The 23,303-nt window shown below is 72.0% G+C and carries 20 protein-coding genes; 12 read left to right on the forward strand and 8 right to left on the reverse strand.

Annotated elements, in window-relative coordinates:
* Positions 1 to 204: 204 nt before the first annotated feature.
* The 6 genes from ftsZ (at position 205) to ACFPP6_RS17415 (ending at position 5,315) form a co-directional block, all read left to right on the forward strand.
* On the forward strand, positions 205 to 1,440 hold the full coding sequence (gene ftsZ, locus ACFPP6_RS17390) for a cell division protein FtsZ (protein ID WP_179080530.1): 1,236 nt from the start codon (positions 205 to 207) through the stop codon (positions 1,438 to 1,440).
* 55 nt (positions 1,441 to 1,495) lie between these two features.
* Positions 1,496 to 2,221: a peptidoglycan editing factor PgeF gene (gene pgeF / locus ACFPP6_RS17395; protein WP_382042761.1), complete on the forward strand. Its 726-nt coding sequence runs from the start codon at positions 1,496 to 1,498 to the stop codon at positions 2,219 to 2,221.
* 5 nt (positions 2,222 to 2,226) lie between these two features.
* Positions 2,227 to 2,955, forward strand: coding sequence for a YggS family pyridoxal phosphate-dependent enzyme (locus ACFPP6_RS17400; protein ID WP_382042764.1), 729 nt, complete (start codon positions 2,227 to 2,229; stop codon positions 2,953 to 2,955).
* 122 nt (positions 2,956 to 3,077) lie between these two features.
* Entirely contained in the window at positions 3,078 to 3,689 is a 612-nt protein-coding gene (locus ACFPP6_RS17405; RefSeq protein WP_058044831.1) for a cell division protein SepF, read from the forward strand.
* A gap of 77 nt (positions 3,690 to 3,766) precedes the next feature.
* Entirely contained in the window at positions 3,767 to 4,051 is a 285-nt protein-coding gene (locus ACFPP6_RS17410; protein WP_030364712.1) for a YggT family protein, read from the forward strand.
* A 49-nt stretch (positions 4,052 to 4,100) separates the two neighbouring features.
* A complete protein-coding gene (locus ACFPP6_RS17415; protein ID WP_382042768.1) occupies positions 4,101 to 5,315 on the forward strand; it encodes a DivIVA domain-containing protein in 1,215 nt (404 codons plus the stop codon).
* A 179-nt stretch (positions 5,316 to 5,494) separates the two neighbouring features.
* On the opposite strand, the gene ileS is transcribed toward ACFPP6_RS17415, so the two are convergent.
* Complete coding sequence (ileS, locus tag ACFPP6_RS17420; protein ID WP_382042772.1) at positions 5,495 to 8,647, reverse strand: isoleucine--tRNA ligase; 3,153 nt, start codon at positions 8,645 to 8,647, stop codon at positions 5,495 to 5,497.
* Between the two features lie 488 nt (positions 8,648 to 9,135).
* On the opposite strand from ileS, the gene ACFPP6_RS17425 reads away from it, so the two are divergent.
* The 5 genes from ACFPP6_RS17425 (at position 9,136) to ACFPP6_RS17445 (ending at position 14,601) form a co-directional block, all read left to right on the forward strand.
* Positions 9,136 to 10,803 carry a TraR/DksA family transcriptional regulator gene (locus tag ACFPP6_RS17425; RefSeq protein WP_382042775.1) on the forward strand — a complete coding sequence of 556 codons (1,668 nt, stop codon included), beginning with the start codon at positions 9,136 to 9,138 and terminating at the stop codon, positions 10,801 to 10,803.
* 78 nt (positions 10,804 to 10,881) lie between these two features.
* Positions 10,882 to 11,430, forward strand: a complete 549-nt coding sequence (lspA, locus tag ACFPP6_RS17430; RefSeq protein ID WP_382042778.1) for a signal peptidase II — start codon at positions 10,882 to 10,884, stop codon at positions 11,428 to 11,430.
* Positions 11,431 to 11,472: 42 nt separating this feature from the next.
* Positions 11,473 to 12,414 (forward strand): RluA family pseudouridine synthase, encoded by a 942-nt coding sequence (locus ACFPP6_RS17435; RefSeq protein ID WP_336009472.1) that lies wholly within the window; start codon positions 11,473 to 11,475, stop codon positions 12,412 to 12,414.
* Between the two features lie 5 nt (positions 12,415 to 12,419).
* A complete protein-coding gene (locus tag ACFPP6_RS17440) occupies positions 12,420 to 12,902 on the forward strand; it encodes a GNAT family N-acetyltransferase (protein ID WP_382042782.1) in 483 nt (160 codons plus the stop codon).
* A gap of 106 nt (positions 12,903 to 13,008) precedes the next feature.
* Positions 13,009 to 14,601, forward strand: a complete 1,593-nt coding sequence (locus ACFPP6_RS17445; protein ID WP_382042783.1) for a Na+/H+ antiporter — start codon at positions 13,009 to 13,011, stop codon at positions 14,599 to 14,601.
* Positions 14,602 to 15,142: 541 nt separating this feature from the next.
* Here ACFPP6_RS17445 and ACFPP6_RS17450 read toward each other — a convergent pair.
* On the reverse strand, positions 15,143 to 16,246 hold the full coding sequence (locus tag ACFPP6_RS17450; protein ID WP_382042785.1) for a mechanosensitive ion channel family protein: 1,104 nt from the start codon (positions 16,244 to 16,246) through the stop codon (positions 15,143 to 15,145).
* A gap of 117 nt (positions 16,247 to 16,363) precedes the next feature.
* Between ACFPP6_RS17450 and ACFPP6_RS17455 the strand changes: the two genes are divergently transcribed.
* The gene (locus ACFPP6_RS17455) at positions 16,364 to 16,951 is read left to right on the forward strand and encodes a dienelactone hydrolase family protein (RefSeq protein ID WP_382042788.1); all 588 of its coding nucleotides are present in this window, start codon (positions 16,364 to 16,366) and stop codon (positions 16,949 to 16,951) included.
* 34 nt (positions 16,952 to 16,985) lie between these two features.
* On the opposite strand, the gene ACFPP6_RS17460 is transcribed toward ACFPP6_RS17455, so the two are convergent.
* The 6 genes from ACFPP6_RS17460 to ACFPP6_RS17485 all read right to left on the reverse strand — a co-directional run bounded on the left by ACFPP6_RS17460 (position 16,986) and on the right by ACFPP6_RS17485 (position 23,290).
* Complete coding sequence (locus ACFPP6_RS17460; RefSeq protein ID WP_382042790.1) at positions 16,986 to 18,623, reverse strand: alkaline phosphatase D family protein; 1,638 nt, start codon at positions 18,621 to 18,623, stop codon at positions 16,986 to 16,988.
* A 77-nt stretch (positions 18,624 to 18,700) separates the two neighbouring features.
* Positions 18,701 to 19,522, reverse strand: coding sequence for a thioredoxin domain-containing protein (locus ACFPP6_RS17465; RefSeq protein ID WP_382042793.1), 822 nt, complete (start codon positions 19,520 to 19,522; stop codon positions 18,701 to 18,703).
* A gap of 47 nt (positions 19,523 to 19,569) precedes the next feature.
* Positions 19,570 to 20,238 (reverse strand): hypothetical protein, encoded by a 669-nt coding sequence (locus tag ACFPP6_RS17470; RefSeq protein ID WP_382043286.1) that lies wholly within the window; start codon positions 20,236 to 20,238, stop codon positions 19,570 to 19,572.
* 125 nt (positions 20,239 to 20,363) lie between these two features.
* Positions 20,364 to 21,197, reverse strand: a complete 834-nt coding sequence (locus ACFPP6_RS17475) for a thioredoxin domain-containing protein (RefSeq protein ID WP_382042795.1) — start codon at positions 21,195 to 21,197, stop codon at positions 20,364 to 20,366.
* 61 nt (positions 21,198 to 21,258) lie between these two features.
* Positions 21,259 to 21,894 (reverse strand): hypothetical protein, encoded by a 636-nt coding sequence (locus ACFPP6_RS17480; protein ID WP_382043289.1) that lies wholly within the window; start codon positions 21,892 to 21,894, stop codon positions 21,259 to 21,261.
* A 61-nt stretch (positions 21,895 to 21,955) separates the two neighbouring features.
* Positions 21,956 to 23,290 carry a DUF2252 domain-containing protein gene (locus tag ACFPP6_RS17485; RefSeq protein ID WP_382042798.1) on the reverse strand — a complete coding sequence of 445 codons (1,335 nt, stop codon included), beginning with the start codon at positions 23,288 to 23,290 and terminating at the stop codon, positions 21,956 to 21,958.
* Between the last annotated feature and the right edge of the window lie 13 nt (positions 23,291 to 23,303).

The raw sequence follows: 23,303 nt of genomic DNA on the forward strand, positions 1-23,303 counted from the left end.
CGGCTATGGGTGATCACATAGGGTGAAAAGAAAAACGGGAGGTTCGGCGTGTTCGTTGAACGCGCGCGGCTTGTCGACTTAGTGTCCTGTTCGGAGAACCCCAGCGAACAGCGGCACCGGTAACCCTAAACTTCACGTTGAGGGTTCGGGTCGGCACTGAACCGTCCCCCAGGCATACGTAACTCGAGGCGAGAGGCCTTCGACGTGGCAGCACCGCAGAACTACCTCGCAGTCATCAAGGTCGTCGGCATCGGCGGCGGTGGCGTGAACGCCATCAACCGGATGATCGAGGTCGGTCTCAAGGGCGTCGAGTTCATCGCGATCAACACCGATGCACAGGCCCTGCTGATGAGCGACGCCGACGTCAAGCTCGACGTCGGCCGCGAGCTCACCCGCGGCCTCGGCGCCGGCGCCAACCCCGACGTCGGCCGCAAGGCCGCCGAGGACCACCGCGAGGAGATCGAGGAGGTCCTCAAGGGGGCCGACATGGTCTTCGTGACCGCGGGCGAGGGCGGCGGCACCGGCACCGGCGGCGCCCCCGTGGTCGCCAACATCGCCCGTTCGCTGGGCGCCCTGACGATCGGTGTGGTCACCCGGCCGTTCACCTTCGAGGGCCGCCGCCGTGCGAACCAGGCGGAGGACGGCATCGCGGGACTGCGCGACGAGGTCGACACCCTCATCGTGATCCCGAACGACCGGCTGCTGTCCATCTCGGACCGTCAGGTGAGCGTGCTCGACGCGTTCAAGTCCGCGGACCAGGTGCTGCTGTCGGGCGTCCAGGGCATCACCGACCTGATCACCACCCCGGGCCTGATCAACCTCGACTTCGCCGACGTCAAGTCCGTGATGTCCGAGGCGGGCTCGGCGCTCATGGGCATCGGCTCGGCCCGCGGCGACGACCGCGCGGTGGCCGCGGCCGAGATGGCGATCTCCTCGCCGCTGCTGGAGGCGTCCATCGACGGCGCCCGCGGCGTCCTGCTCTCCATCTCCGGCGGCTCCGACCTCGGTCTCTTCGAGATCAACGAGGCCGCCCAGCTGGTCAGCGAGGCCGCCCACCCCGAGGCCAACATCATCTTCGGCGCCGTCATCGACGACGCCCTGGGCGACGAGGTCCGGGTCACCGTTATCGCCGCCGGCTTCGACGGCGGCCAGCCGCCGGCCAAGGGCAGCCGCGACAAGGTGCTCGGCTCCTCCTACGGCTCCGGCCGCGAGGAGACCCCGGCCGCCGCGGCCCCGCGTCCGGCCACCCCGGCCGAGCCCTCCCGCCCGTCCTTCGGCGGGCTGGGCAGCGTGACCCCGCGCACCGAGGAGCCCGCGGCCGACCCGGTGCCGGTCAACGAGCTCCCGCCGCCGCCGGTCTCCTCCCCGCAGGTCCCGCCGGCCCGTCCGTACCAGGACTCGACCGCCGAGGAACTGGACGTTCCGGACTTCCTCAAGTAGGACGTACGAGCGAGTGAGCGGCATAGGACAACAGCACGCAGTGACATCGGAAGCTGTGTCGCACGATCAGCACGAGAGCGGCGCGCACTTCGCCTTCACCGACAGGTGGGGCGGGGTGAGCGCCGCTCCGTATGACGAGCTCAACCTGGGCGGCGCGGTCGGCGACGACCCGGCCGCCGTCCGGGCCAACCGGGAGCGCGCGGCGAAGTCGCTCGGCCTCGACCCGGCGGACGTCGTCTGGATGAACCAGGTGCACGGCCGGGACGTGGCCGTGGTCGACGGCCCCTGGCGGAGCGCCGGGATCCCCGCGGTCGACGGGGTGGTGACCGCCCGCCGGGGTCTGGCCCTCGCGGTCCTGACCGCGGACTGCACCCCGGTGCTCCTCGCCGACCCGGTCGCCGGAGTCGTGGGCGCGGCCCACGCCGGCCGCCCGGGCCTGGTGGCGGGGGTGGTTCCCGCGACCGTCGAGATGATGATCACTCTCGGCGCGGACCCCGCCCGGATCCTCGCGCACACCGGCCCCGCGGTCTGCGGCCTGTGCTACGAGGTGCCCGAGGCGATGCGGGCCGAGGTCGCCGAGGTCGTGCCCGAGGCCTGGGCCACCACCCGGCAGGGCACCCCGGCCGTGGACGTGGCCGCGGGGGTGCGCGCCCAACTCGCCCGGCTCGGCGTGACGATGAGCGGACAATCTCACATCTGCACGCTGGAGTCGGCTGATCACTTCTCGTACCGGCGCGAGCGCACTACGGGGCGACTTGCTAGCTATGTCTGGTTGGACTGAGGACTGTGACGGACCGGAGAACGGAACTCGCCGACAACCTGGCCCGCGTGGAGGAACGTATCTCCGCGGCGTGCGCCGCGGCGGGCCGCCCGCGCGAGGACGTGACCCTGATCGTGGTCACCAAGACCTACCCCGCGAGTGACGTGCGACTCCTCGCCGAGCTCGGGGTGCGCCACGTCGCCGAGAACCGCGACCAGGACGCGGCGCCGAAGGCGGCCGAGTGCGCGGACCTGCCCCTCACCTGGCACTTCGTCGGACAATTGCAGACGAACAAGGTGCGTTCGGTGGCCGGTTATGCCGACTTTGTGCATTCGGTCGACCGGACCCGGCTCGTCACCGCACTCTCCGCGGCGGCCGCCAAGGCCGGCCGGACCCTGGACTGCCTGATTCAGGTGGCACTTGACGCAGAGTCGGGCGAACCCGGAAAACGCAGCGAAAGGGGCGGAGTCGCTCCTGACGGTGTGGCAGAACTGGCCGACGCGCTCGCCGGGGCCGAAGGCCTGCGCCCCGCGGGCCTCATGACGGTCGCTCCGCTCGTCGGACCATATGCCGGACGGCCGCGGGCCGCCTTCGACCGCCTGATGGAAATCTCAACGGGCCTGCGCGCGGCCCATCCTGCTGCGAACATGGTGTCAGCAGGGATGAGCGCGGATCTGGATGACGCCGTGGCCGCCGGGGCGACACATGTACGTGTCGGATCGGCGGTACTCGGAGTCCGACCCAGGCTCGGGTAACGTCGCCAAGAAGTCGGACCACAGCAAAAAATATGGTCATTCCCGCCAGAAGGCGGGCAGACCGCGTGGATCCAAGGCGCCGTTGACGGAGCCGATCCACCACAGAGCGGAGGACGCAGAGAATGGCCGGCGCGATGCGCAAGATGGCGGTCTACCTCGGCCTCGTGGAGGACGATGGGTACGACGGCCCGGGGTTCGACCCCGACGACGAGTTCGAACCCGAGCCGGAGCCCGACCGACGCAGGCAGCAGCATCAGCAACACCTCGCACAACAGACGCAATCGGACGAACCGGTTCGAGTCGCCCAGCCGCCTGCACAGCGCGAACCCGCTCCGCTCACAGCGGAAACGGGACGACCCGCCCGAATCGCCCCCGTGGCGTCCATCACACCCGAACGCCACTCTCTGGAGAAGAACGCACCGGTGATCATGCCCAAGGTTGTGTCCGAGCGGGAGCCCTACCGCATCACGACGTTGCACCCCCGGACCTACAACGAAGCCCGTACCATCGGGGAACACTTCCGCGAGGGCACCCCGGTGATCATGAATCTGACGGAGATGGACGACACGGATGCGAAGCGACTTGTCGACTTCGCCGCCGGCCTCGTCTTCGGTCTCCACGGCAGCATCGAGCGGGTGACGCAGAAGGTGTTCCTGCTGTCTCCTGCTAACGTCGATGTCACGGCGGAGGACAAGGCCCGCATCGCAGAGGGTGGGTTCTTCAATCAGAGCTGAGACGCAATACCTGGCGATACCGGGAGAATGACGGCCGAACAGGCCGGGTACGAGCAAGGGGAGAGGGAAGCGCGGGAATGAGCATCGCACTGCAGGTGATCTACATCGCGCTGTATTGCTTCCTGTTTGTACTGATCTTCCGGCTGGTGATGGATTACGTCTTCCAGTTCGCTCGCTCATGGCAACCCGGTAAGGCGATGGTGGTCATCCTTGAGGCCACCTACACTGTCACCGATCCGCCACTCAAGCTTCTGCGGCGGTTCATTCCGCCGCTGCGTCTCGGGGGCGTGGCGCTCGACCTGTCCTTCTTCGTATTGATGATTATCGTCTTCATCCTGATCCGCGTCGTGGAGCAGGTGTGAACGATACGGTCTTGCCGATTGCCGACGACTACGTTGAGGTGAAGAAGAGATGCCGTTGACCCCCGAGGACGTGCGGAACAAGCAGTTCACGACCGTCCGTCTCCGAGAAGGCTATGACGAGGACGAGGTCGATGCCTTCCTGGACGAGGTCGAGGCCGAACTGACCCGTCTGCTCCGCGAGAACGAGGACCTGCGCGCCAAGCTGGCCGCCGCCACGCGTGCCGCCGCGCAGAACCAGCAGCAGGGCATGCGCAAGCCCGAGCCGCAGGACCAGCGACCCGGCGGGGCTCCGGTGCCCGCCGCCATATCCGGACCGCAGCCGGTGCCGCAGCAGCAGCAGATGGGCGGCCCGCCGCAGCTGCCGGGCGGTGCCCCGCAGCTTCCGGCCGGCCCCAGCGGTCACGGCCACGGTCCCCAGGGTCCGCACGGTCCCGGCCCGATGGGTCAGAACGGTCCCGGCCCCATGGGTCAGAACGGTCCGATGGGCGGCCCCATGGGCGGTCCCATGGGTCAGAACGGTCCTGGCCCCATGGGCCAGAACGGAATGGGGCAGAACGGTCCCATGGGGCAGAACCCCATGGGTCAGAACGGCCCCATGGGCGGCCCGCAGCTGCCGCAGCCGGGCCAGGGCCCGGGCGGTGACAGCGCCGCCCGTGTGCTCTCGCTCGCTCAGCAGACCGCCGACCAGGCGATCGCGGAGGCCCGTTCCGAGGCCAACAAGATCGTCGGCGAGGCGCGCAGCCGGGCCGAGGGCCTGGAGCGGGACGCCCGCGCCAAGGCCGACGCCCTGGAGCGGGACGCGCAGGAGAAGCACCGCGTGGCGATGGGCTCCCTGGAGTCCGCCCGCGCCACGCTGGAGCGCAAGGTCGAGGACCTGCGCGGCTTCGAGCGCGAGTACCGCACCCGTCTGAAGTCCTACCTGGAGAGCCAGCTGCGTCAGCTGGAGAACCAGGCGGACGACTCGCTGGCCCCGCCCCGCAACCCCAACACCCCGTCGCTGCCCGCGGCCCCCTCGATGAGCGGGTCGATGGCTCCGGCAGGTGCGGGCATGGGCGGTCACAGCATGGGCGGCAACCCGTCCATGGGTGGCAACACCTCGATGGGCGGCAACTCCTCCATGGGTGGTCCGTCCTACGGCGGCCAGCAGCAGATGTCCCCGGCGATGACCCAGCCGATGGCACCGGTGCGGCCGCAGGGCCAGCAGCCGATGCAGCAGGCGCCGTCCCCCATGCGGGGCTTCCTCATCGACGAGGACGACAACTGAGGCGCCCGTCCGGCCGCTAGTCGGCAGTCGGTCGGTCGGCAGTCATAAAGGGCCGGGCCCCTGGGATTCCCAGGGGCCCGGCCCTTTATGCGCTCTGCATTTCCGTACGGATGTCGGTCAATACGACATATGGCAATGGCCGGGCGAGGGAAATCCTCGCCCGGCCATTGCCGGTTTTATCAGGCCTCGGTCGTCTTCCGGAGACGGAACGTCAGCGAAAGCGCTTCGTCGGTGAAAGGCTCACCGTAGGATCCGTCGGCCTCGCCCGCGGCGAAGTCCGTGGCCAGGACCTCGTCGGCAATCAGGGAGGCGTGCTCCGAGAGGGCGGTGCGGACTTCCTCGGCCGCCGACTCCCAGCGCACGGCGATCCGGTCGGCGACGTCGAGGCCGCTGTTCTTCCGGGCCTCCTGGATGAGCCGGACGGCGTCGCGGGCGAGGCCCGCGCGGCGCAGCTCCGGGGTGATCTCCAGGTCCAGGGCCACCGTCGCGCCCGAGTCCGAGGCCACCGACCAGCCCTCGCGGGGCGTTTCGGTGATGATGACCTCGTCGGGGGAGAGGGTGACCGTCTCGCCGTCCACCTCGACCGAGGCCGTGCCCTCGCGCAGGGCCAGCGACAGCGCCGCGGCGTCGGCCCCGGCGACGGCCTTGGCGACCGCCTGGACGCCCTTGCCGAACCGCTTGCCCAGGGCACGGAAGTTCGCCTTGGCCGTCGTGTCGACGAGCGAGCCGCCGACCTCCGAGAGGGAGGCGAGGGAGGAGACGTTGAGCTCCTCGGCGATCTGGGCGCGCAGCTCGGGGCCCAGCTCGTCGAAGCCGGCCGAGGCCACCAGCGCGCGGGAGAGCGGCTGACGGGTCTTGACGCCGGACTCCGCGCGGGTGGCGCGGCCCAGCTCGACCAGGCGCCGCACGAGCAGCATCTGCTGCGAGAGCTTCGGGTCGACGAGGGCTGCGTCCGCCACCGGCCAGGTGGCCAGGTGGACCGACTCGGGGGCCTGCGGGTCGACGGGGACCACGAGGTCCTGCCAGACGCGCTCGGTGATGAACGGCACCAGCGGGGCCATCAGGCGGGTGACGGTCTCGACGACCTCGTGGAGGGTGCGCAGCGCGGCCGCGTCACCCTGCCAGAACCGGCGGCGCGAGCGGCGCACGTACCAGTTGGACAGGTCGTCGACGAAGGAGGACAGCAGCTTGCCGGCCCGCTGGGTGTCGTAGGCCTCCATGGCCTCGGTGACCTGGCCGACCAGGGCGTTGAGCTCGCCGAGCAGCCAGCGGTCCAGCAGCGGGCGGTCGGCCGGGGCCGGGTCCGCGGCGGACGGGGCCCAGCCGGTCGTACGGGCGTACAGCGCCTGGAAGGCGACCGTGTTCCAGTACGTGAGGAGCGTCTTGCGGACGACCTCCTGGATGGTGCCGTGGCCCACGCGGCGCGCGGCCCACGGGGAGCCGCCGGCCGCCATGAACCAGCGGACCGCGTCGGCGCCGTGCTGGTCCATCAGGGGGATCGGCTGGAGGATGTTGCCCAGGTGCTTGGACATCTTCCGGCCGTCCTCGGCGAGGATGTGGCCCAGGCAGACGACGTTCTCGTACGACGACTTGTCGAAGACGAGGGTGCCGACGGCCATCAGGGTGTAGAACCAGCCGCGGGTCTGGTCGATGGCCTCCGAGATGAACTGCGCCGGGTAGCGCTGCTCGAAGAGCTCCTTGTTCTTGTACGGGTAGCCCCACTGCGCGAACGGCATCGAGCCCGAGTCGTACCAGGCGTCGATGACCTCCGGCACGCGCACGGCCGTGTGGGCGCAGCCCTCGGCGGTGCAGGTGAAGGTGACGTCGTCGATGTAGGGGCGGTGCGGGTCCAGGCCGCTCTGGTCGGTGCCGGTGAGCTCGGAGAGCTCGGCCAGGGAGCCGACGCAGGTGAGGTGGTTGTCCTCGCAGCGCCAGATGGGCAGCGGTGTGCCCCAGTAGCGGTTGCGGGAGAGCGCCCAGTCGATGTTGTTGTTCAGCCAGTCGCCGAAGCGGCCGTGCTTGACCGACTCGGGGAACCAGTTGGTCTTCTCGTTCTCCTGGAGCAGCCGGTCCTTGACCGCGGTGGTGCGGATGTACCAGGACGGCTGCGCGTAGTAGAGCAGCGCGGTGTGGCAGCGCCAGCAGTGCGGGTAGCTGTGCTCGTAGGCGATGTGCTTGAAGAGCAGGCCGCGCTCGGTGAGGTCCGCGACGAGCTTCTCGTCGGCCTTCTTGAAGAACTGGCCGCCGACGAGGCCGAGGCCCTCCTCGAAGGTGCCGTCCGGGCGGACCGGGTTGACGACCGGCAGGCCGTAGGCGCGGCAGGTCCTGAGGTCGTCCTCACCGAAGGCGGGCGCCTGGTGGACCAGACCCGTGCCGTCCTCGGTGGTGACGTACTCGGCGTTGACGACGAAGTTGGCGCCCTCCAGCTCGACCAGGTCGAACGGGCGGCGGTAGGCCCAGCGCTCCATCTCGCGGCCGGTGAAGGACCGACCGGTGGCCGTCCAGCCCTCGCCGAGCGCCTTCTCCAGCAGCTGCTCGGCGACGACCAGCTTCTCGGTGCCGTCGGTGGCCACGACGTAGGTGACGTCGGGGTGCGCGGCGGCGGCCGTGTTGGAGACCAGGGTCCACGGGGTGGTCGTCCACACCAGCAGCGAGGCCTCGCCCGCGAGCGGGCCGGAGGTCAGCGGGAAGCGGACGAAGACGGAGGGGTCGACGACCGTCTCGTAGCCCTGGGCCAGCTCGTGGTCCGACAGGCCGGTGCCGCAGCGGGGGCACCAGGGGGCCACGCGGTGGTCCTGGACCAGCAGGCCCTTGTTGAAGATCTCCTTCAGCGACCACCACACGGACTGGACGTAGTCCGGGTCCATCGTGCGGTAGGCGTCGTCCAGGTCGACCCAGTAGCCCATGCGGGTGGTGAGCTCGGCGAAGGCGTCCGTGTGGCGGGTGACGGACTCGCGGCACTTGTCGTTGAAGGCCGCGATGCCGTACGCCTCGATGTCCTGCTTGCCCGAGAAGCCCAGCTCCTTCTCCACCGCGAGCTCCACCGGCAGGCCGTGGCAGTCCCAGCCGGCCTTGCGGCCGACGTGGTAGCCCTGCATCGTGCGGAAGCGGGGGAAGACGTCCTTGAAGACGCGGGCCTCGATGTGGTGGGCGCCCGGCATGCCGTTGGCGGTGGGCGGGCCCTCGTAGAACACCCACTCGGGGCGGCCCTCGGACTGCTCGAGGCTACGGGCGAAGACCTTGCTCTCGCGCCAGAACTCGAGCACGGCGTGCTCCAGGGCGGGCAGGTCCACCTGGGCGGGTACCTGGTGGTACTGCGGCTGGGGACTCATATGAGGCTTCCTCCGGCGGAACGTCATTGCGCTGTCCGTCGGAGGGACGAGATGCGCCGTGCGGTGCGCCTCCCGCGGTACCACCCTCCTTGGCCGCGGGCGCTCGCGCCCGGGCCCCCTCATTGGGCCGCGATGCCGGCTCTACTGACCCGCCGGGGTGTCCGGGGGCGTTCTTCCGGCGGCTCAGGGGTGATCTTCACACCGCGCACGCCCCCGGGCTCCCACCGTCCCCGGGTCGCTGCAGACTGCGTGCGGCGCTACTCGTCCCTTCCACGCCTTTCGCTGCGGCCCAGTGTACGGGGCCGGACCGGACGCGGCCCACCGGTTTCGGCCGGGGCCGGGCGGGGGACGGGAGCAGTCCGATTACAGGGCCGGGGGCGGGGCACAACCGAGGAGACCGGCGTGCCCCGTTGCCGCGTGCCCGGTGGAGTTTTATCGTTCCGGCACGATTCGCGCGCAAGATCATAAAATGTGAAGGGGCCGCGGTCATGGTGGCGAAGAGAGCGGCAGCGGACGCGGGCGCGGACGCGGGCGCGGACGCGGGCGCCGCTTCCGCGAAGGGGAAGGCCCGCGGGGCCGCTGCCGCGGGGGCTGCCGGAAAGACCGCCGCCAAGGCCGCCGAAGCCGCCAAGGCCGCCGGAGGCGGCGGGACCGCGGCGAAGAAGGCGCCGTCGGCGCGTAACGTCGGGGGCGGCGGGAAGGCGGCCAGGACGTCCGTGCCGGCGAGGACGTCGTCGTCTGCCGCGGGCAAGGCCGCCGAGGCGGGCGAGGGCGGGAAGGCTGCGGAGAAGGCTGCCTCGGCTGAGAAGACGGCCGCCGGGGGTGCGACCGGGTCTGCCAAGAAGGCGGCAGTGAAGGCGACCGCTCGGGGGAAGACGCCGGCGTCTGCCGCGGGCGAAGCCGCCCCGGCCAAGAAGGTGCCGCCCGCGGCGAGCAAGGCGGCGAAGGCCTCCGCTCCGGCCGGGAGAGCGGCGAAGAAGGCGTCTACCGGGAAGGCGGCCGCGGCGGCGAAGAAGGCCGCCACGGCCAAGAAGACGGCCGCCGGGAAAGCCGCCACGGCTCCGCCGACGGCCGCCGAGGAGCGCGCCGCCGCCGCGTCCGGGAAGAAGACCGCGAGCAAGAAGAAGGCGGCGGCCGCCCCGGCGGGCCTCGCCTCCTCCGGCGGCACGGCGGCGGCACCTGCCGTGGAGGGTGCCACCCCGGCGGTCGGCAAGCGTGCCGCAGGCAAGAAGGCCCCGGCGGGCCCCGCGTCCTCCGGTGGCGCGGCGGCACCCGCCGGGGAGGGCGCCACCCGGGCGAGCGGCAAGCATGCGGCAGGGAAGAAGGCCGCCGCGGCGGCACCTGTCCGGGAGGGTGCCACCCCGGCGACCCGCAAGCGTGCCGCAGGCAAGAAGGCCCCGGCGAGCCCCGCCTCCTCCGGTCGCGCGGCGGCACCCGCCGCGGAGGGTGCCACCCGGGCGACCGGCAAGCGTGCCGCAGGCAAGACGGCGGGTCCCGCCTCCTCCGGTGGGACGGCGGCGCCCGCCGAGGAGGGCGCACCCCGGGCAGCCGGTAAGCGTGCCGCAGGCAGTGGCGGTGGCGCGGGTTCTGTCACGGGGGCGGGCTCCGCCGGGAAGACCGACCCCATCGAGAAGGCCGCACCTGCCCAGAGGGCGGTGCCCGCGAAGAAGACGGGAGCCAGGACGGTGGCTGCGAAGAAGACGATGGACGGGACACAGGCCGCCGGGAAGGTGCCGGGGGCCCGTACGGGACCCGCGGCGCCCGGCGAGCTGGCCGTGCGGCCGGGGGAGGAGCCCTGGTCGCCGGGCGAGGTGGCCGAGGCCCGGACGGAGCTGCAGAGCGAGGTGCTGCGGCTGCGGGCGGAGATCGCCCACTCGGAGGAGGCGATCACCGGCCTGATGCGGGACTCGGGCGACGGCGCGGGCGACGACCAGGCCGACACCGGCACCAAGAACATCACCCGGGAGCACGAGCTGGCCCTGGCGGCGAACGCCCGGGAGATGCTGGACCAGACCGAGCGGGCGCTGGAACGGCTCGACTCGGGCACGTACGGCCTCTGCGAGAACTGCGGGAAGCCCATCGGCAAGGCCCGCATGCAGGCGTTCCCCCGGGCCACCCTGTGCGTGGAGTGCAAACAACGCCAGGAACGCCGCTGACCCCGTCGCACGGGCGTGCCGTACCCTCGTCCTCAGTCAGGCAGGCCCTGGCGACCTGGACGACGTCGAAGGACTCACGTGACAGAGGCGGAACAGACCACCACCGGCACGCCGGAGGCCGCGGAACCGACCGCGGCCAAGGGCGGGCGGCGCATCGGGGTACTCCTGGCGGTGGCCGCGTTCGCCTATCTGCTGGACCTCGGCAGCAAGCTGTTCGTGGTCGCGAAGCTGGAGCACCACGACCCGATCGAGGTGTTCGGCACCTGGCTGCAGCTGGAGGTGGTCCGCAACCGCGGTGCCGCCTTCGGCATCGGCGAGGCGATGACGATCGTCTTCACGGTGATCGCCTCCGCCGTGATCGTGGTGATCGCGCGGATCGCCCGCAAGCTCTACAGCCTGCCGTGGGCGATCGCGCTGGGCCTGCTGCTCGGCGGCGCGCTGGGCAACCTCACGGACCGCCTGTTCCGCGCCCCGGGCGGCTTCGAGGGCGGTGTCGTCGACTTCATCGCGCCCGCACACTTCGCGGTCTTCAACCTCGCGGACTCCGCGATCGTCTGCGGCGGCTTCCTGATCGTGATCCTGTCCTTCCGCGGTCTGGACCCGGACGGCACGGTCCACCAGGACTGAGCCCGGGGCGGGGGTGTCGCACCCGTCCGTCATACTCGACGGGTGAGCACCATTCCCGAGATCCGCGCCCTGCCCGTACCCGACGGCCTGGAGGGCGAGCGCGTCGACGCCGCCATCGCCCGTATGTTCGGCTTTTCCCGCACCAAGGCGGCCGAGCTGGCGGCCGCGGGCAAGGTCCAGCTGGACGGGGCGGTGGCCGGGAAGTCCGACCGCGTGACCGGCGGGGCCTGGCTCGAGGTCGAGATGCCCGCCGCGCCCGCCCCGGTGCAGATCGTCGCCGAGCCCGTCGAGGGCATGGAGATCGTCCATGACGACGACGACATCGTCGTGATCGTCAAGCCGGTCGGCGTGGCGGCCCACCCCAGCCCCGGCTGGACGGGCCCGACGGTCATCGGCGGCCTGGCCGCCGCGGGCTACCGCATCTCCACCTCCGGCGCGGCCGAGCGCCAGGGCATCGTGCACCGCCTGGACGTCGGCACCTCCGGCCTGATGGTCGTCGCCAAGTCCGAGCGCGCCTACACCCTGCTCAAGCAGCAGTTCCGCGAGCGCACGGTCGACAAGCGCTACCACACGCTGGTCCAGGGGCACCCCGATCCGATGAGCGGCACCATCGACGCCCCCATCGGCCGTCACCCCAACCACGACTACAAGTGGGCCGTCACCGCCGAGGGCAAGCCCTCGGTCACCCACTACGACCTGATCGAGGCGTTCCGCGCGGCCAGCCTGCTGGACGTGAAGCTGGAGACCGGCCGGACGCACCAGATCCGCGTGCACATGGCCGCCCACCGCCACCCCTGCGTCGGCGACCTCACCTACGGCGCCGACCCGACCCTCGCCAAGCGCCTCAAGCTCACCCGCCAGTGGCTGCACGCCGTGCGGCTCGGCTTCGAGCACCCCGAGGACGGCCGCTGGGTCGAGTTCGAGAGCTCCTACCCCGAGGACCTGCAGCGCGCGCTGGACACGGTGCGCGCCGAGAGCGCCTGAGCACCGTGGGCGCCGCGCAGGGGATCACGGTCCGCGTCGTCGGGCCCGACGGGCTGCCCGGCTGCCACGCGGTGCGCCGCGAGGTCTTCGTCGGCGAGCAGCGCATCCCCGAGGCCGAGGAGATGGACGCGTACGACGTCCACGCCGTCCACCTCCTGGCCACCGGTCCGGCCGGCCCCGCCGGCACGGTCCGCTTCCTGCACGGCGCCCCGGCCCGCAAGAAGTACGGCCACGCGGGCGTCGAGGACGACGTCACGGCCGTCCTCGGCCGGCTCGCCGTCTCCCGTGCCGCGCGCGGCACGGGCCTGGGCGCCGAGCTCGTCCTGGCCGTCGAGGCGGAGGCCCGCCGGCTGGGCCTGGCGCGGGTCTACCTGGAGGCCCAGACGCACGCCCTCGGCTTCTACGAGCGGCTCGGCTACGCGGCCCACGGGCCCGAGTTCGACGAGGGCAGCGGCATACCGCACCGCGCGATGACGAAGGCGCTGTGACCAGCACACGCTGACTCCGTCCGGAATCTCCGGAAGATCCGGGTTCATCCGGTTCGTGGCAGGCTGGAAAAACGATCGACTGCCCGATCCCGCCCGGAGGACGTCCGTGGACCAGCTCGCCCTGCTGTTCGTGCTGCTCATCGGGTCGCTGGTCATGGTGCCGGTCGCGGACCGGCTGCGCCTGCCGGCCCCCGTCCTCATGACGCTGGGCGGCATCGTCCTCGCGCTGCTGCCCTTCGTGCCCAACGTGGAGATGCCGCCGGAGTTCATCCTCCCGCTGGTGCTGCCGCCCCTGCTCTACGCGTCCGTGCAGCGCACGTCCTGGCGGCAGTTCCAGGCCAACGTCCGGCCCATCCTGCTGCTCGCGGTCGCCCTGGTGTTCGTGACGACCGCGGCCGTGGCCGCCGTCGCCGACGCCATCGTGCCCGGCATCTCCCTCGCCGCGGCCGTCGCCCTCGGCGCCCTCGTCGCCCCGCCCGACCCGGTGGCCGCGACGGCCGTCGCGGGCTCGCTCGGGCTGCCGCGCCGCCTGGTCTCCATCCTGGAGGGCGAGGGGCTCTTCAACGACGTGACGGCCATCGTGCTCTACCACGTGGCCATCGCGGCGGCCGTCAGCGGCAGCTTCTCCGCGCCGAAGGCCGCGGGGGAGTTCGTGCTGTCCGCCGTGGTCGCCCTCGTCGTCGGGCTCGCGCTCGGCTGGGCGACGAAGAAGCTCATGGACGTCCTCGGGGACGCGACCCTCCAGATCGGCCTCACCCTGCTCGTCCCCTTCGTCTCCTACGTCCTCGCCGAGGAGTTCAAGGGCTCCGGCGTGCTCGCCGTGCTCGTCACCGGGCTCTTCCTCGCCGAGTACGCCGGTGACGCCGACGACGTGCTCGGCCGGCTCGCCCGGCACTCCTTCTGGGAGGTCGTCGACACCCTCGTCACCGGCGTCGCCTTCGGCCTCATCGGCCTCGAACTCCACCACGTCCTGCGGACCGCCTCCGGCCGGTGGAGCGAGATGCTGGGCATCGGCGCCGTCGTCGTCGCGGTCGTCGTCGGCGTACGGCTGCTGTGGCTGCTGCCCGCCGCGTGGCTGGCCAAACAGCTGCACAGCCGGCGGGACATCGACGAGGACGTCCCCCTCAGCTGGCGCGAGACGGTCGTGATGTGGTGGTCCGGGATGCGCGGCGTCGCCTCCGTCGCGCTCGCCCTCGCCATCCCGCACGCCCAGGACGACAGGACGCCCTTCCCCGCCCGCGACGAGATCGTCTTCGTCGCCTTCGCCGTCATCCTCGCCACGCTCGTCCTGCAGGGCCTCACCCTGCCGTGGCTCGTGCGGCGGCTCGGCGTGCAGTCCGACTCCGACGCCGAGCGGGAGCTCGCCCGCCGCCTCGCCGTCCGCGCGGCGAAGGCCGCCAAGCGGCGGCTGAAGGAGATCCAGGAGACCGAGGAACTCCCCGACGACATGGTCGAGCAGCTCACGCGGCGCGCGTACGACGTCGGCGCCCGCATCAGCCCCGACATGGTCGACGAGGAACGGCGCGAGGCGCACGCGCAGCGGGTGGAAAGGATCCGGGCGACCCAGCGCATCCAGGCCGAGATGCTCTCGGCCGCCCGCCGCGAGGTCCTGGCGGCCCGCAGCGAACCGGGCGCGGACCCGGAGGTGGTGGACCGGGTCCTCCGCCACCTGGACGTCCGCAGCCTCCGGGGAGGCTGACGCCGCGGCGCCCCACGACCGGGGCGTCCGGGGCGACCGGGCCGCGCCCGGCCACCGCCGGGCTGTGCCGCGGTGGCCGGGCGCTGCGGCGGGTCCTTCCTGCCCGGCGGTGGTTCCTTTGCCCGGGAGGGAGACCCCGGGGCGGCTGTCCGCCGGAGGCCACACGCCCCGCGGCCGGGGCCCGGCCCGGCACCGCCGGGCGACGCCGTGGTGGCTGATCGCCGCTGCGGCGGGATTTGCTGCCCGGCGGCGGTTCACTTGCCCGGGGCGGGCGCTCCCGGGCCGCCGGCTTGTTCCCGGCCCACCCTGCTGTCTTGCCGCCAGGCAAGAAACTCCGCCGCAACGGCGATCCGCCACGACGGCGCCCTCCGGCGGTGCCGAACCGGCCGTACGACCTGGTGGCCGACAGGCCGACAGGCCCGGCAAGCCGACAGGCCGGCGGCGGTGCCGGACCGGCCCGTGCCACCGGCGGCCGCGAGGCCGAGGTCCGGCCGTTCCGCGCCGGGCGGGACCCCGGACGTCATCGGAACCCGGGCGGAGCCTACGTCGTGCCGGGGCCCGGGCCGATGTCCTCCGATGTCGGTGGGGCCTGGCGGCGGTCCGGGGCCTCTTCCAGGCCCGGGGCCGGTGCCGTGTTGATGCGCGGCAGTGCGTACGGGTGTTCCCGCCGCAGCCACTCGATCAGCTGCTCCCGCACCACGCACCGCAGCGTCCAGATGTCGTCGGCGTCCTTCGCCGTCACCAGCGCCCGCACCTGGATCGTCGTCGGGGTCGTGTCGGTGATCACCAGGCTCCAGGACCGCCCGTCCCACTCCGGCAGGCCCTTGAGGATCCCGTGCAACTGCTCCCGCATGAGGTCTATGGGCGTGGAGTGGTCCAGGTGGAAGAAGACCGTTCCGGTCATCCGGGGGTTGCTGCGGGACCAGTTCTCGAAGGGACGGCTGGTGAAGTACGACACCGGCATGGTGATGCGCCGTTCGTCCCAGGTGGTCACCACCAGATAGGTGAGCGTGATCTCCTCCACCCGGCCCCACTCGCCGTCCACGACGACCGTGTCCCCGATGCGCACCACGTCGCCGAAGGCGATCTGCAGCCCGGCGAAGAGGTTGGCGAGCGTGGACTGCGCCGCCACACCGGCGACGATGCCGAGCAGACCGGCCGAGGCCAGCACGGACACCCCGGCGGCCCGCATGGTCGGGAAGGTCAGCAGCATCGACGCCACCGCGACCACGCACACGACGGCCGTGACGATCCGCCGGATGAGTGTCACCTGGGTCCGTACCCGGCGCACCCGGGCCGCGTCCTCGGCGCGCGCGGCGTAGCGCGCGTAGGCGGCCTCCACTATGGCGACGGCGACCCGTACCACCAGCCACGCGCAGGCGCCGATCAGCACGAGCGTCAGGACCTGGCCGACCACCTCCTCGTGGTCCGGCAGGATGCCGGCCGAGCGGTAGCTGCCACGCAGCAGCGCCGTGCACAGGACGACCTGGAGGGGGATCCGGCACCGGCGCAGCAGGTCCCACAGGGGCGTCTCGGGGTGCCGCACGTCGATTCTGCGCAGGACGTGGTCGGCCGCCCACCCCACGGCCAGGGTGACGATCAACGCTCCGCCGACGACGGACAGCGGACGCAGTACGCCCTCCATGGACACCTCGGCTCCTTCCGGCCGGCAGCTGGCGGGGCACTCACCGGGTGGCGCTTCACCCCGACCGTAGCTGGCACGATGGGAGGCACGCGATCCACCTGTTAGGAAGTGACTCCAGTGGCGTCCTCTACCACGATTGTCCTTTTTCATTCGGCCTACGGCCTGAGGCCGGCCGTGCACGCCGCCGCCGAGCGCCTGCGCGCCGCCGGGCACGAGGTGCACGTACCGGACCTCTACGAGGGCCGGACCGCGGACACGGTGGAGGACGGCATGGCCGTCAAGGACGAGATCGGGCGCGAGGAGCTGCTGCGCCGCGCCGTCACCGCGGTGGCGCCGCTGTCGGACCGGGGCCTGGTCTATGCCGGCTTCTCGCTCGGCGGCTCGATCGCGCAGAACCTGGCGCTGGGCGACGAGAAGGCGCGCGGCCTGCTGCTCCTGCACGGCACCTCGGACCTGGCCGACGACGCCGCCGTGGACGAGCTGCCCGTCCAGCTGCACGTCGCCGACCCGGACCCCTTCGAGCCGCACGACTGGCTCAACGCCTGGTACCTGCGCATGGGCCGGGCCGGCGCGGACGTGGAGGTCCACAGGTACCCCGGGGCAGGGCACCTGTTCACCGACCCGGACCTCGCGGACTACGACGAGGAGGCCGCGGAGAGGGCCTGGCGCGTCGCGCTGGCCTTCCTGGAGGAGATCGGCGGCTAGGCGCCGGCGCCGGCCGCCCGGCGCCGGGCGCGGGTCACCGTACCGGCGCCTTCACCCGCTCGATCTGCTGTGTGCCCGAGCGCGTCCGGTACGACCGGCTCCACTCGGTCGCGGCCTTGGGGTCGGTCTTGTCGGAGAGGACGTAGTAGTCCATCTGCGCCTGCTCGGGGGTGATGTCGAGGACCCCGTAGCCGTGGGAGTCCATGTCCACCCACTTCGCGTGCCGGTTGGCGGCCTTGATGGCGGTGACCGCGGCGAGCGAGACGGTGTGCGGGGCCACGCCCAGCAGGTCGTCCAGGTTGTCGGAGCTCACCGACGTGACGACGAACTCGGTGGCGACGGACGGCGACAGCGGGTACGTGGCGGCCTTCTTGGGCACGTCGTTGGCCCAGGCCATGTGGATGTCACCGGTCAGGAAGACGGTGTTGCGGATCCCGCGGTCGCTCAGGTGGCCGAGGAGCTCGCGCCGGTCGTCGGTGTAGCCGTCCCACTGGTCGGTGTTGGCGGCTATGCCGCCCGCGGGCAGGCCCAGCAGCTTGGCGAGCGGCTCCAGCAGGTGGGCGGGCAGGGCGCCGAAGGCGAACGGGGAGATCATCACGGGGTTGCCGACGAGGCGCCAGGTGGTGTCGGAGGAGGCGAGCCCGGCCTTCAGCCAGTCGAGCTGGGCGCGCCCGGTGATCGTCCGCTCGGGGTCGTCGACCTTGCCGTTGCCCGACTTGACCTGCTGCGACCGGAAGGATCTGAGGTCCAGCAGGTGCAGGTCGGCGAGGTTGCCGAAGCGCAGGCGGCGGTACGTGGTGCCCTCGGTGGACGGGCGCACCGGCATCCACTCGAAGTAGGCCTGCTTGGCGGCCGCCATGCGCGCGGCCCACTCGCCCTCGGCGCCGGGGGTGTGGTTCTCGGCCCCGCCCGTCCAGGTGTCGTTGGCGAACTCGTGGTCGTCCCAGATGGCCACGAAGGGGTGGGTCCGGTGGAGGGCCTGCAGATCGGGGTCCGTCTTGTAACGGCCGTGGCGGGTGCGGTAGTCGGCGAGCGTGACGATCTCGTGCGCCGGCGCGTGCGGGCGGACGACCTGCTTCGCGGGCGGGTAGATGCCCGAGGCGTACTCGTAGATGTAGTCGCCCAGGTGCAGGACCGCGTCCAGGTCGCGGCGGTCCGCGAGGTGGCGGTAGGCGGCGAAGTGACCGGACTCCCAGTTGGCGCAGGAGACGACGCCGAAGCGGATGCCGGCGACGGCCGCACCCGCCGCGGGTGCCGTACGGGTGCGGGCGGCGGGGGAGTGCGCGCCGCCGGCGGTGAAGCGGTACCAGTAGCCGGTGGCCGGGCGCAGGCCGCGGACGTCCGCCTTGACGGTGTGGTCGCTCGCGGCCGTCGCGGTGACCGTGCCGCGGGCGACGACCTTGCCGAACGACTCGTCCTCGGCGACCTCCCAGGCGACCTCGACGTCCGCGCCGCGGCCGGAGCCGGGCACGGCTTCGGGGGAGGGCGTGACGCGCGTCCACAGCAGGACGCCGTCGGGCAGCGGGTCGCCCGAGGCGACGCCGTGCAGGAAGACGGGCGGGTCCGCGGCGTGCGCCGGGGCGGCTGCGGCCAGCGGCAGGAGTGCGACGGTCGCGGCGCCGGCCACGGCCGTGACGGCGGTGCGGCGCGATATGCAGGAGTCAATGGTCACGGACCATCACCTTACTGCCCGGTAAGCCGCGGGGCGGACGAAACCTGACAGTTCGTCCGCCCCTCACCGCCCCGTCACTACTTCTTCGGGCCGAACTCCTTGTCGATCGCCGCGATGAAGGACTCCTTGGCCATCGGCGGGTTGCCGTTCGGGCCCTTCAGCTGCTTGTCGCCGTGGAGCAGGGCCGGAGTGCCGCCGATCTTGTTCTTCTCGAACAGCGTGCCCATCTCGACGGCCCACTTGTCGTAGGTGCCCTCGTTGACGGCCTTCTCGAAGTCCTTGTTGCCCTTCAGGGCCGGGACCTGCTGCGCGATCTCGATCAGCCGCGAGTCCTTGGCGAAGGCGTCGTCGCGCTCGTCGGGGTGGTTCTTCGGGGAGTAGAGCGCTTCCTTGTACGCGACGAAGGCGTCCGGGCTGACGTTGAGCGCGGCGCCGAGGGCGCTGACGGCGTTCTTCGAGCCGGTGCCCTTGGCCAGGTCGTCGATGAAGTTCACCATGACGAACCGGACCTTGTAGCGGCCGTCCTTGACGTCCTGGCGCAGCTGGGCGCCGGACTCGTTCTCGAAGGCGGCGCAGGACGGGCAGCGCGGGTCCTCGTAGACCGTGAGGGTCTCCTTGGCCTTGGCGTCGCCGAGGATGATCTCGTTGCCGTTCTCACCGGTGGTGTTGGCGGGCTTGACCAGGGTCTTGTCGCCCGCCCAGCTGCTCGCGCCGTCCTTGCTGTCGTTCATGTTGGTCACGGCGTAGCCGACGCCGCCGGCTATCGCGAGGACGACGACGATGGCGCCGGCGACGACGAGCTGACGGCGCGTCTTGTCCCGGCGTGCCTGGCGCTCGCGCTCGGCGCGCAGCCGCTCGCGCGCGGCCTGCTTGTTCTGGTGGCTGTTGCGGTTGCTCATGATGTCTTCTCCGGTGTGGACGTACGGGAATGGGGGGATCGCCGGGCTCAGGCAGCTGCCGGAGCGAGGGGCGGTCCGCGCCGTACGACGGAGTGGACGAGGAGGGGGAGGCCGCGCGCACGGAGCGTGCGGCGCGCGGGGCGTACGCGCGCGCCCGGGGCGGCGGGCGCCGCCGGGGAGGCGAAGGCCAGGAGCAGGGGGCCGAAGGCGAAGGCGGCGGCCGTGCGCAGCAGCTGGGCCAGGGCCGCCTCGCCGCGGCGCAGCCAGGCGGCGGCCAGCAGGCCCACCGCGACGTGGCCGGCGAGCAGCAGCCAGGGCAGCGCGGAGCCGGCGACCGGCCCGGCGTCGCCCTCGGCGGCCATGCGGGCCAGCGGGGTGCCGACCTCGCCGCGGCAGGCGAGGTCGAGGCCCAGGGAGTGCAGGGGGCCCGCGACGGGGCCGCCGGCCCGCCCGTAACAGGCGTGCTGGCCGACCGTGAACACGGTGTCCGCCGTGAGCTCCAGGGAGACCATCAGGGCGGCGATGGACCCGAAGCCGCGCTCACGGCCCGCGAGGGCGTAGGCGACGGCGAAGAACACCGCCGACAGCACGGCGACCGTGGCGGCGGGAAGGGGCGTACGGGAGAGCAGGACGTGCGAAGCGGCGGACAGCGTGACACAGAGCGCCGTGAAGAGCGCTGCGCGCAGCGCCCTCAGTCGAACTCCCGTCCCCTCCATGAGGCCGAAGTCTGCCACGGCAGACGTTAAGTGTCGTGTCAAGATTCGGCATCGTTGAACGCCGCCGGAGGGGACGGGAACCCGGAGGGAAACCCGGGCGGGAACCCGGACGGGAGGACCGGCCGTCAGGACTTCAGGGCCGCGTCGACGGCCTTGGTGTACTGCTCGGGGGTGATCGGGACGTTCTTGCCGTCCTCCGCCGTCAGCTTCTTGCCGTTCAGCTTGAGGGTCGGCGTGCCGGTGACGTCCTTGGCCTTGTCGAACTCGTCGGACACCGTCAGCGCCCACTTGTCGAAGGTGCCGTCCTTGACGTTCTTCTCGAAGTCCTTGTTGCCCTTGAGCGCCGGGACCTCGTTGGCGACCTTCAGCAGGACGTCGTCCTTCGCGTACTCGTCCTTCGTCTCCTCGGGGTGGTTGGCCTTGGAGTAGAGGGCCTTGTTGTAGGCGCTGAAGGCCTCGGGGCTGACGTCGAGGGCGGCGCCCAGGGCGCTGAGGGCGTTCTTGGAGCCGCTGCCGCCGAAGTTGCGGTCGAGGAACGTGGCGACGTGGTACGAGACCTTGTACTTGCCGTCCTTGACGTCCTTGTCGATCGTGCCGCCGACGCTCTGCTCGAAGACCGAGCAGATCGGGCAGCGCATGTCCTGGTAGAGGTCCAGGGTGTGCTTGGCGTTCCTGTCGCCGATCACGACCTCGGTGCCCTTGTCGCCGCCCGTGTTGGCGGGCTTGACGAGCTCCTTCTTGGACGCGGCCTCCCACGCCGCGTTCAGGCCGCTCTTGCCGTCCTTGCCCAGCTGGGAGACGGCCACGACGATGCCCGCGCCGACGGCCAGGACCGCGGCGACGGCTCCGCCGACGACGAGCTGACGGCGCGTCCTGTCCTTCTTGGCCTGGCGCTCGCGCTCGGCGCGCAGCCGCTCGCGTGCGGACTGCTTGTTCTCCCAGTTGTTGCGCTTGCTCATGGTCTTGCTCTCCGTGCTCGGTCGTGCGTGGTGCGTGGTGCGTATTGCGTGGTGCGTGTGCTCAGGCGGGGACGGGCCCGGGCGGGGGTCCACGGCGGACGACGGAGTGCACGAGGAGGGGGAGGGCCGGCGCCTCGCGGGCGGGGCCGGCGGCCCGCGCGGGCGCGGCGCGGTGGCGCCCGCTCGCGGTGGCCGTGGCGAGCGCCGGCAGCAGGCGGCGCAGGGCGGCCGCGGCGAGCGCGCCGAGCAGCCGGACCAGCGCCGCCTCGCCGAGCCGCAGCCATGCGGCGGCCAGGAGACCGACGGCGACGTGGGCGGCGAGCAGCAGCCACGCGGCGGTGTCGGGGCCCGGCGCGGGGGCGAAGGGCCCGCCGACCGTGCCGCCGCCGCACAGGGCGGTCAGCGCGCCCGGCACGGCGTGCCCGCCCATGCCGTAGCAGCTCTCCTGGCCGGTGGAGAAGAGGGCGTCGGAGGCCAGCTCCAGCGGGACGAACAGCGCGGCGATCCGCGCGAAGCCGCGCTCGCGTCCCGCCAGGGCGTACGCGAGCGCGAAGACGGCGGCCGCGGTCACCGCGACCGTCATCAGGGGCAGGCCGGTGCCGGACAGCAGCACGTGGGAGCCCGCGGACAGCGTCACGCACAGCGCTGTGAACAGCGCCGCGCGCAGTGCCCGCAGCCGTGCCGCCGATATGTCCATGGTGAACGAGTCTGGCACGACCCGCCGTAAACCGTGACTAAGGGCGGGCCCGCGGGCGGTCCTAGAGGCCGGGGATGCGGCCGTTGCGGAAGAGGTCCACGAAGATCTGGTGGTCCGCGCGGGCCCGGGCCCCGTAGGAGTGGGCGAATTCGGTCAGGAGCTCCGCGAAGCCCTCCTCGTCGGCGGCGATCACGGCGTCGATGGCCCGCTCGGTGGAGAAGGGCACCAGGGAGTGGCCGCTCTGGTCGTCCGCCGCGGCGTGCATGGCGGCCGTGGCGCGGCCCAGGTCGGCGACGACCGCCGCGATCTCGGCGGGGTCGTCGATGTCCGACCAGTCCAGGTCGACCGCGTACGGCGAGACCTCGGCCACCAGCTGCCCGGTGCCGTTCAGCTCGGTCCAGCCCAGCCACGGGTCGGCGTGGGCCTGCAGCGCGCGCTGGGAGATCACCGTGCGGTGGCCCTCGTGCCGGAAGTAGTCGCGCACGGCGCGGTCGGTGATGTGCCGGGAGACCGCCGGGGTCTGCGCCTGCTTCATGTAGATGACGACGTCGTTCTCCAGGGCGTCGCTGTTGCCCTCCAGGAGGATGTTGTACGAGGGCAGGCCGGCGCTGCCGATCCCGATGCCGCGGCGGCCGACGACGTCCTTGACCCGGTAGGAGTCGGGGCGGGCGAGGCTCGTGTCCGGAAGGGTCTCCAGATAGCCGTCGAAGGCCGCGAGGATCTTGTAGCGCGTGGCCGCGTCCAGCTCGACGGCGCCGCCGTCGGCGGCGAAGCGGCGGTCGAAGTCCCGGATCTCCGTCATGGAGGCGAGCAGCCCGAAGCGCGTCATCGAGCGGGCCTCGCGCAGGGCGCCGAGCAGGGGGCCGTCGGCGGTGTCGAGGGTGAAGGGCGTGTGGCCGTCCTCCGCGGCGCCGGTGGCCAGGGCGTGGATGCGCTCGCGGTAGGCGGCGGCGTAGGTCCGCACCAGCTCGGTGATCATCTCGTCGCTGAGGGCCTTGGTGTAGCCGATCAGGGCGACGGAGGCGGCGAAGCGCTTGAGGTCCCAGGTGAAGGGGCCGACGTAGGCCTCGTCGAAGTCGTTGACGTTGAAGACCAGGCGGCCGCCCGCGTCCATGTACGTGCCGAAGTTCTCGGCGTGCAGGTCGCCGTGGATCCACACCCGGCTGGTGCGCTCGTCCAGGTACGGCCCGGCGGCGCCCTCGGGGGCCTGCGCGGCCAGGTCCCGGTAGAAGAGGCAGGCCGTGCCCCGGTAGAAGGCGAAGGCGGAGGCCGCCATCTTCCGGAACTTCACCCGGAAGGCGGCGGGATCGGCCGCGAGCAGCTCGCCGAAGGCGGTGTCGAAAACGGCGAGGATCTCCTCGCCGCGCTGCGCGGCCCGGTCGTGCTCGGTCGCCATCGCGGGGTCCTCC

This window comes from Streptomyces aureoversilis (assembly GCF_042657885.1).
Taxonomy (GTDB): Bacteria; Actinomycetota; Actinomycetes; order Streptomycetales; family Streptomycetaceae; genus Streptomyces; species Streptomyces aureoversilis.

Bases quoted from the DNA above. Each gene is read 5' to 3' on its own strand.
- ACFPP6_RS17450 (WP_382042785.1), bottom strand. From the start codon at position 16,246: ATGGAGGGCGTACTGCGTCCGCTGTCCGTCGTCGGCGGAGCGTTGATC.
- ACFPP6_RS17485 (WP_382042798.1), bottom strand. From the start codon at position 23,290: ATGGCGACCGAGCACGACCGGGCCGCGCAGCGCGGCGAGGAGATCCTC.
- ACFPP6_RS17425 (WP_382042775.1), top strand. From the start codon at position 9,136: ATGGTGGCGAAGAGAGCGGCAGCGGACGCGGGCGCGGACGCGGGCGCG.
- ACFPP6_RS17410 (WP_030364712.1), top strand. From the start codon at position 3,767: ATGAGCATCGCACTGCAGGTGATCTACATCGCGCTGTATTGCTTCCTG.
- ACFPP6_RS17405 (WP_058044831.1), top strand. From the start codon at position 3,078: ATGGCCGGCGCGATGCGCAAGATGGCGGTCTACCTCGGCCTCGTGGAG.
- ACFPP6_RS17480 (WP_382043289.1), bottom strand. From the start codon at position 21,894: ATGGACATATCGGCGGCACGGCTGCGGGCACTGCGCGCGGCGCTGTTC.
- ACFPP6_RS17465 (WP_382042793.1), bottom strand. From the start codon at position 19,522: ATGAGCAACCGCAACAGCCACCAGAACAAGCAGGCCGCGCGCGAGCGG.
- ACFPP6_RS17475 (WP_382042795.1), bottom strand. From the start codon at position 21,197: ATGAGCAAGCGCAACAACTGGGAGAACAAGCAGTCCGCACGCGAGCGG.
- ACFPP6_RS17415 (WP_382042768.1), top strand. From the start codon at position 4,101: ATGCCGTTGACCCCCGAGGACGTGCGGAACAAGCAGTTCACGACCGTC.
- ACFPP6_RS17470 (WP_382043286.1), bottom strand. From the start codon at position 20,238: ATGGAGGGGACGGGAGTTCGACTGAGGGCGCTGCGCGCAGCGCTCTTC.
- ileS (WP_382042772.1), bottom strand. From the start codon at position 8,647: ATGAGTCCCCAGCCGCAGTACCACCAGGTACCCGCCCAGGTGGACCTG.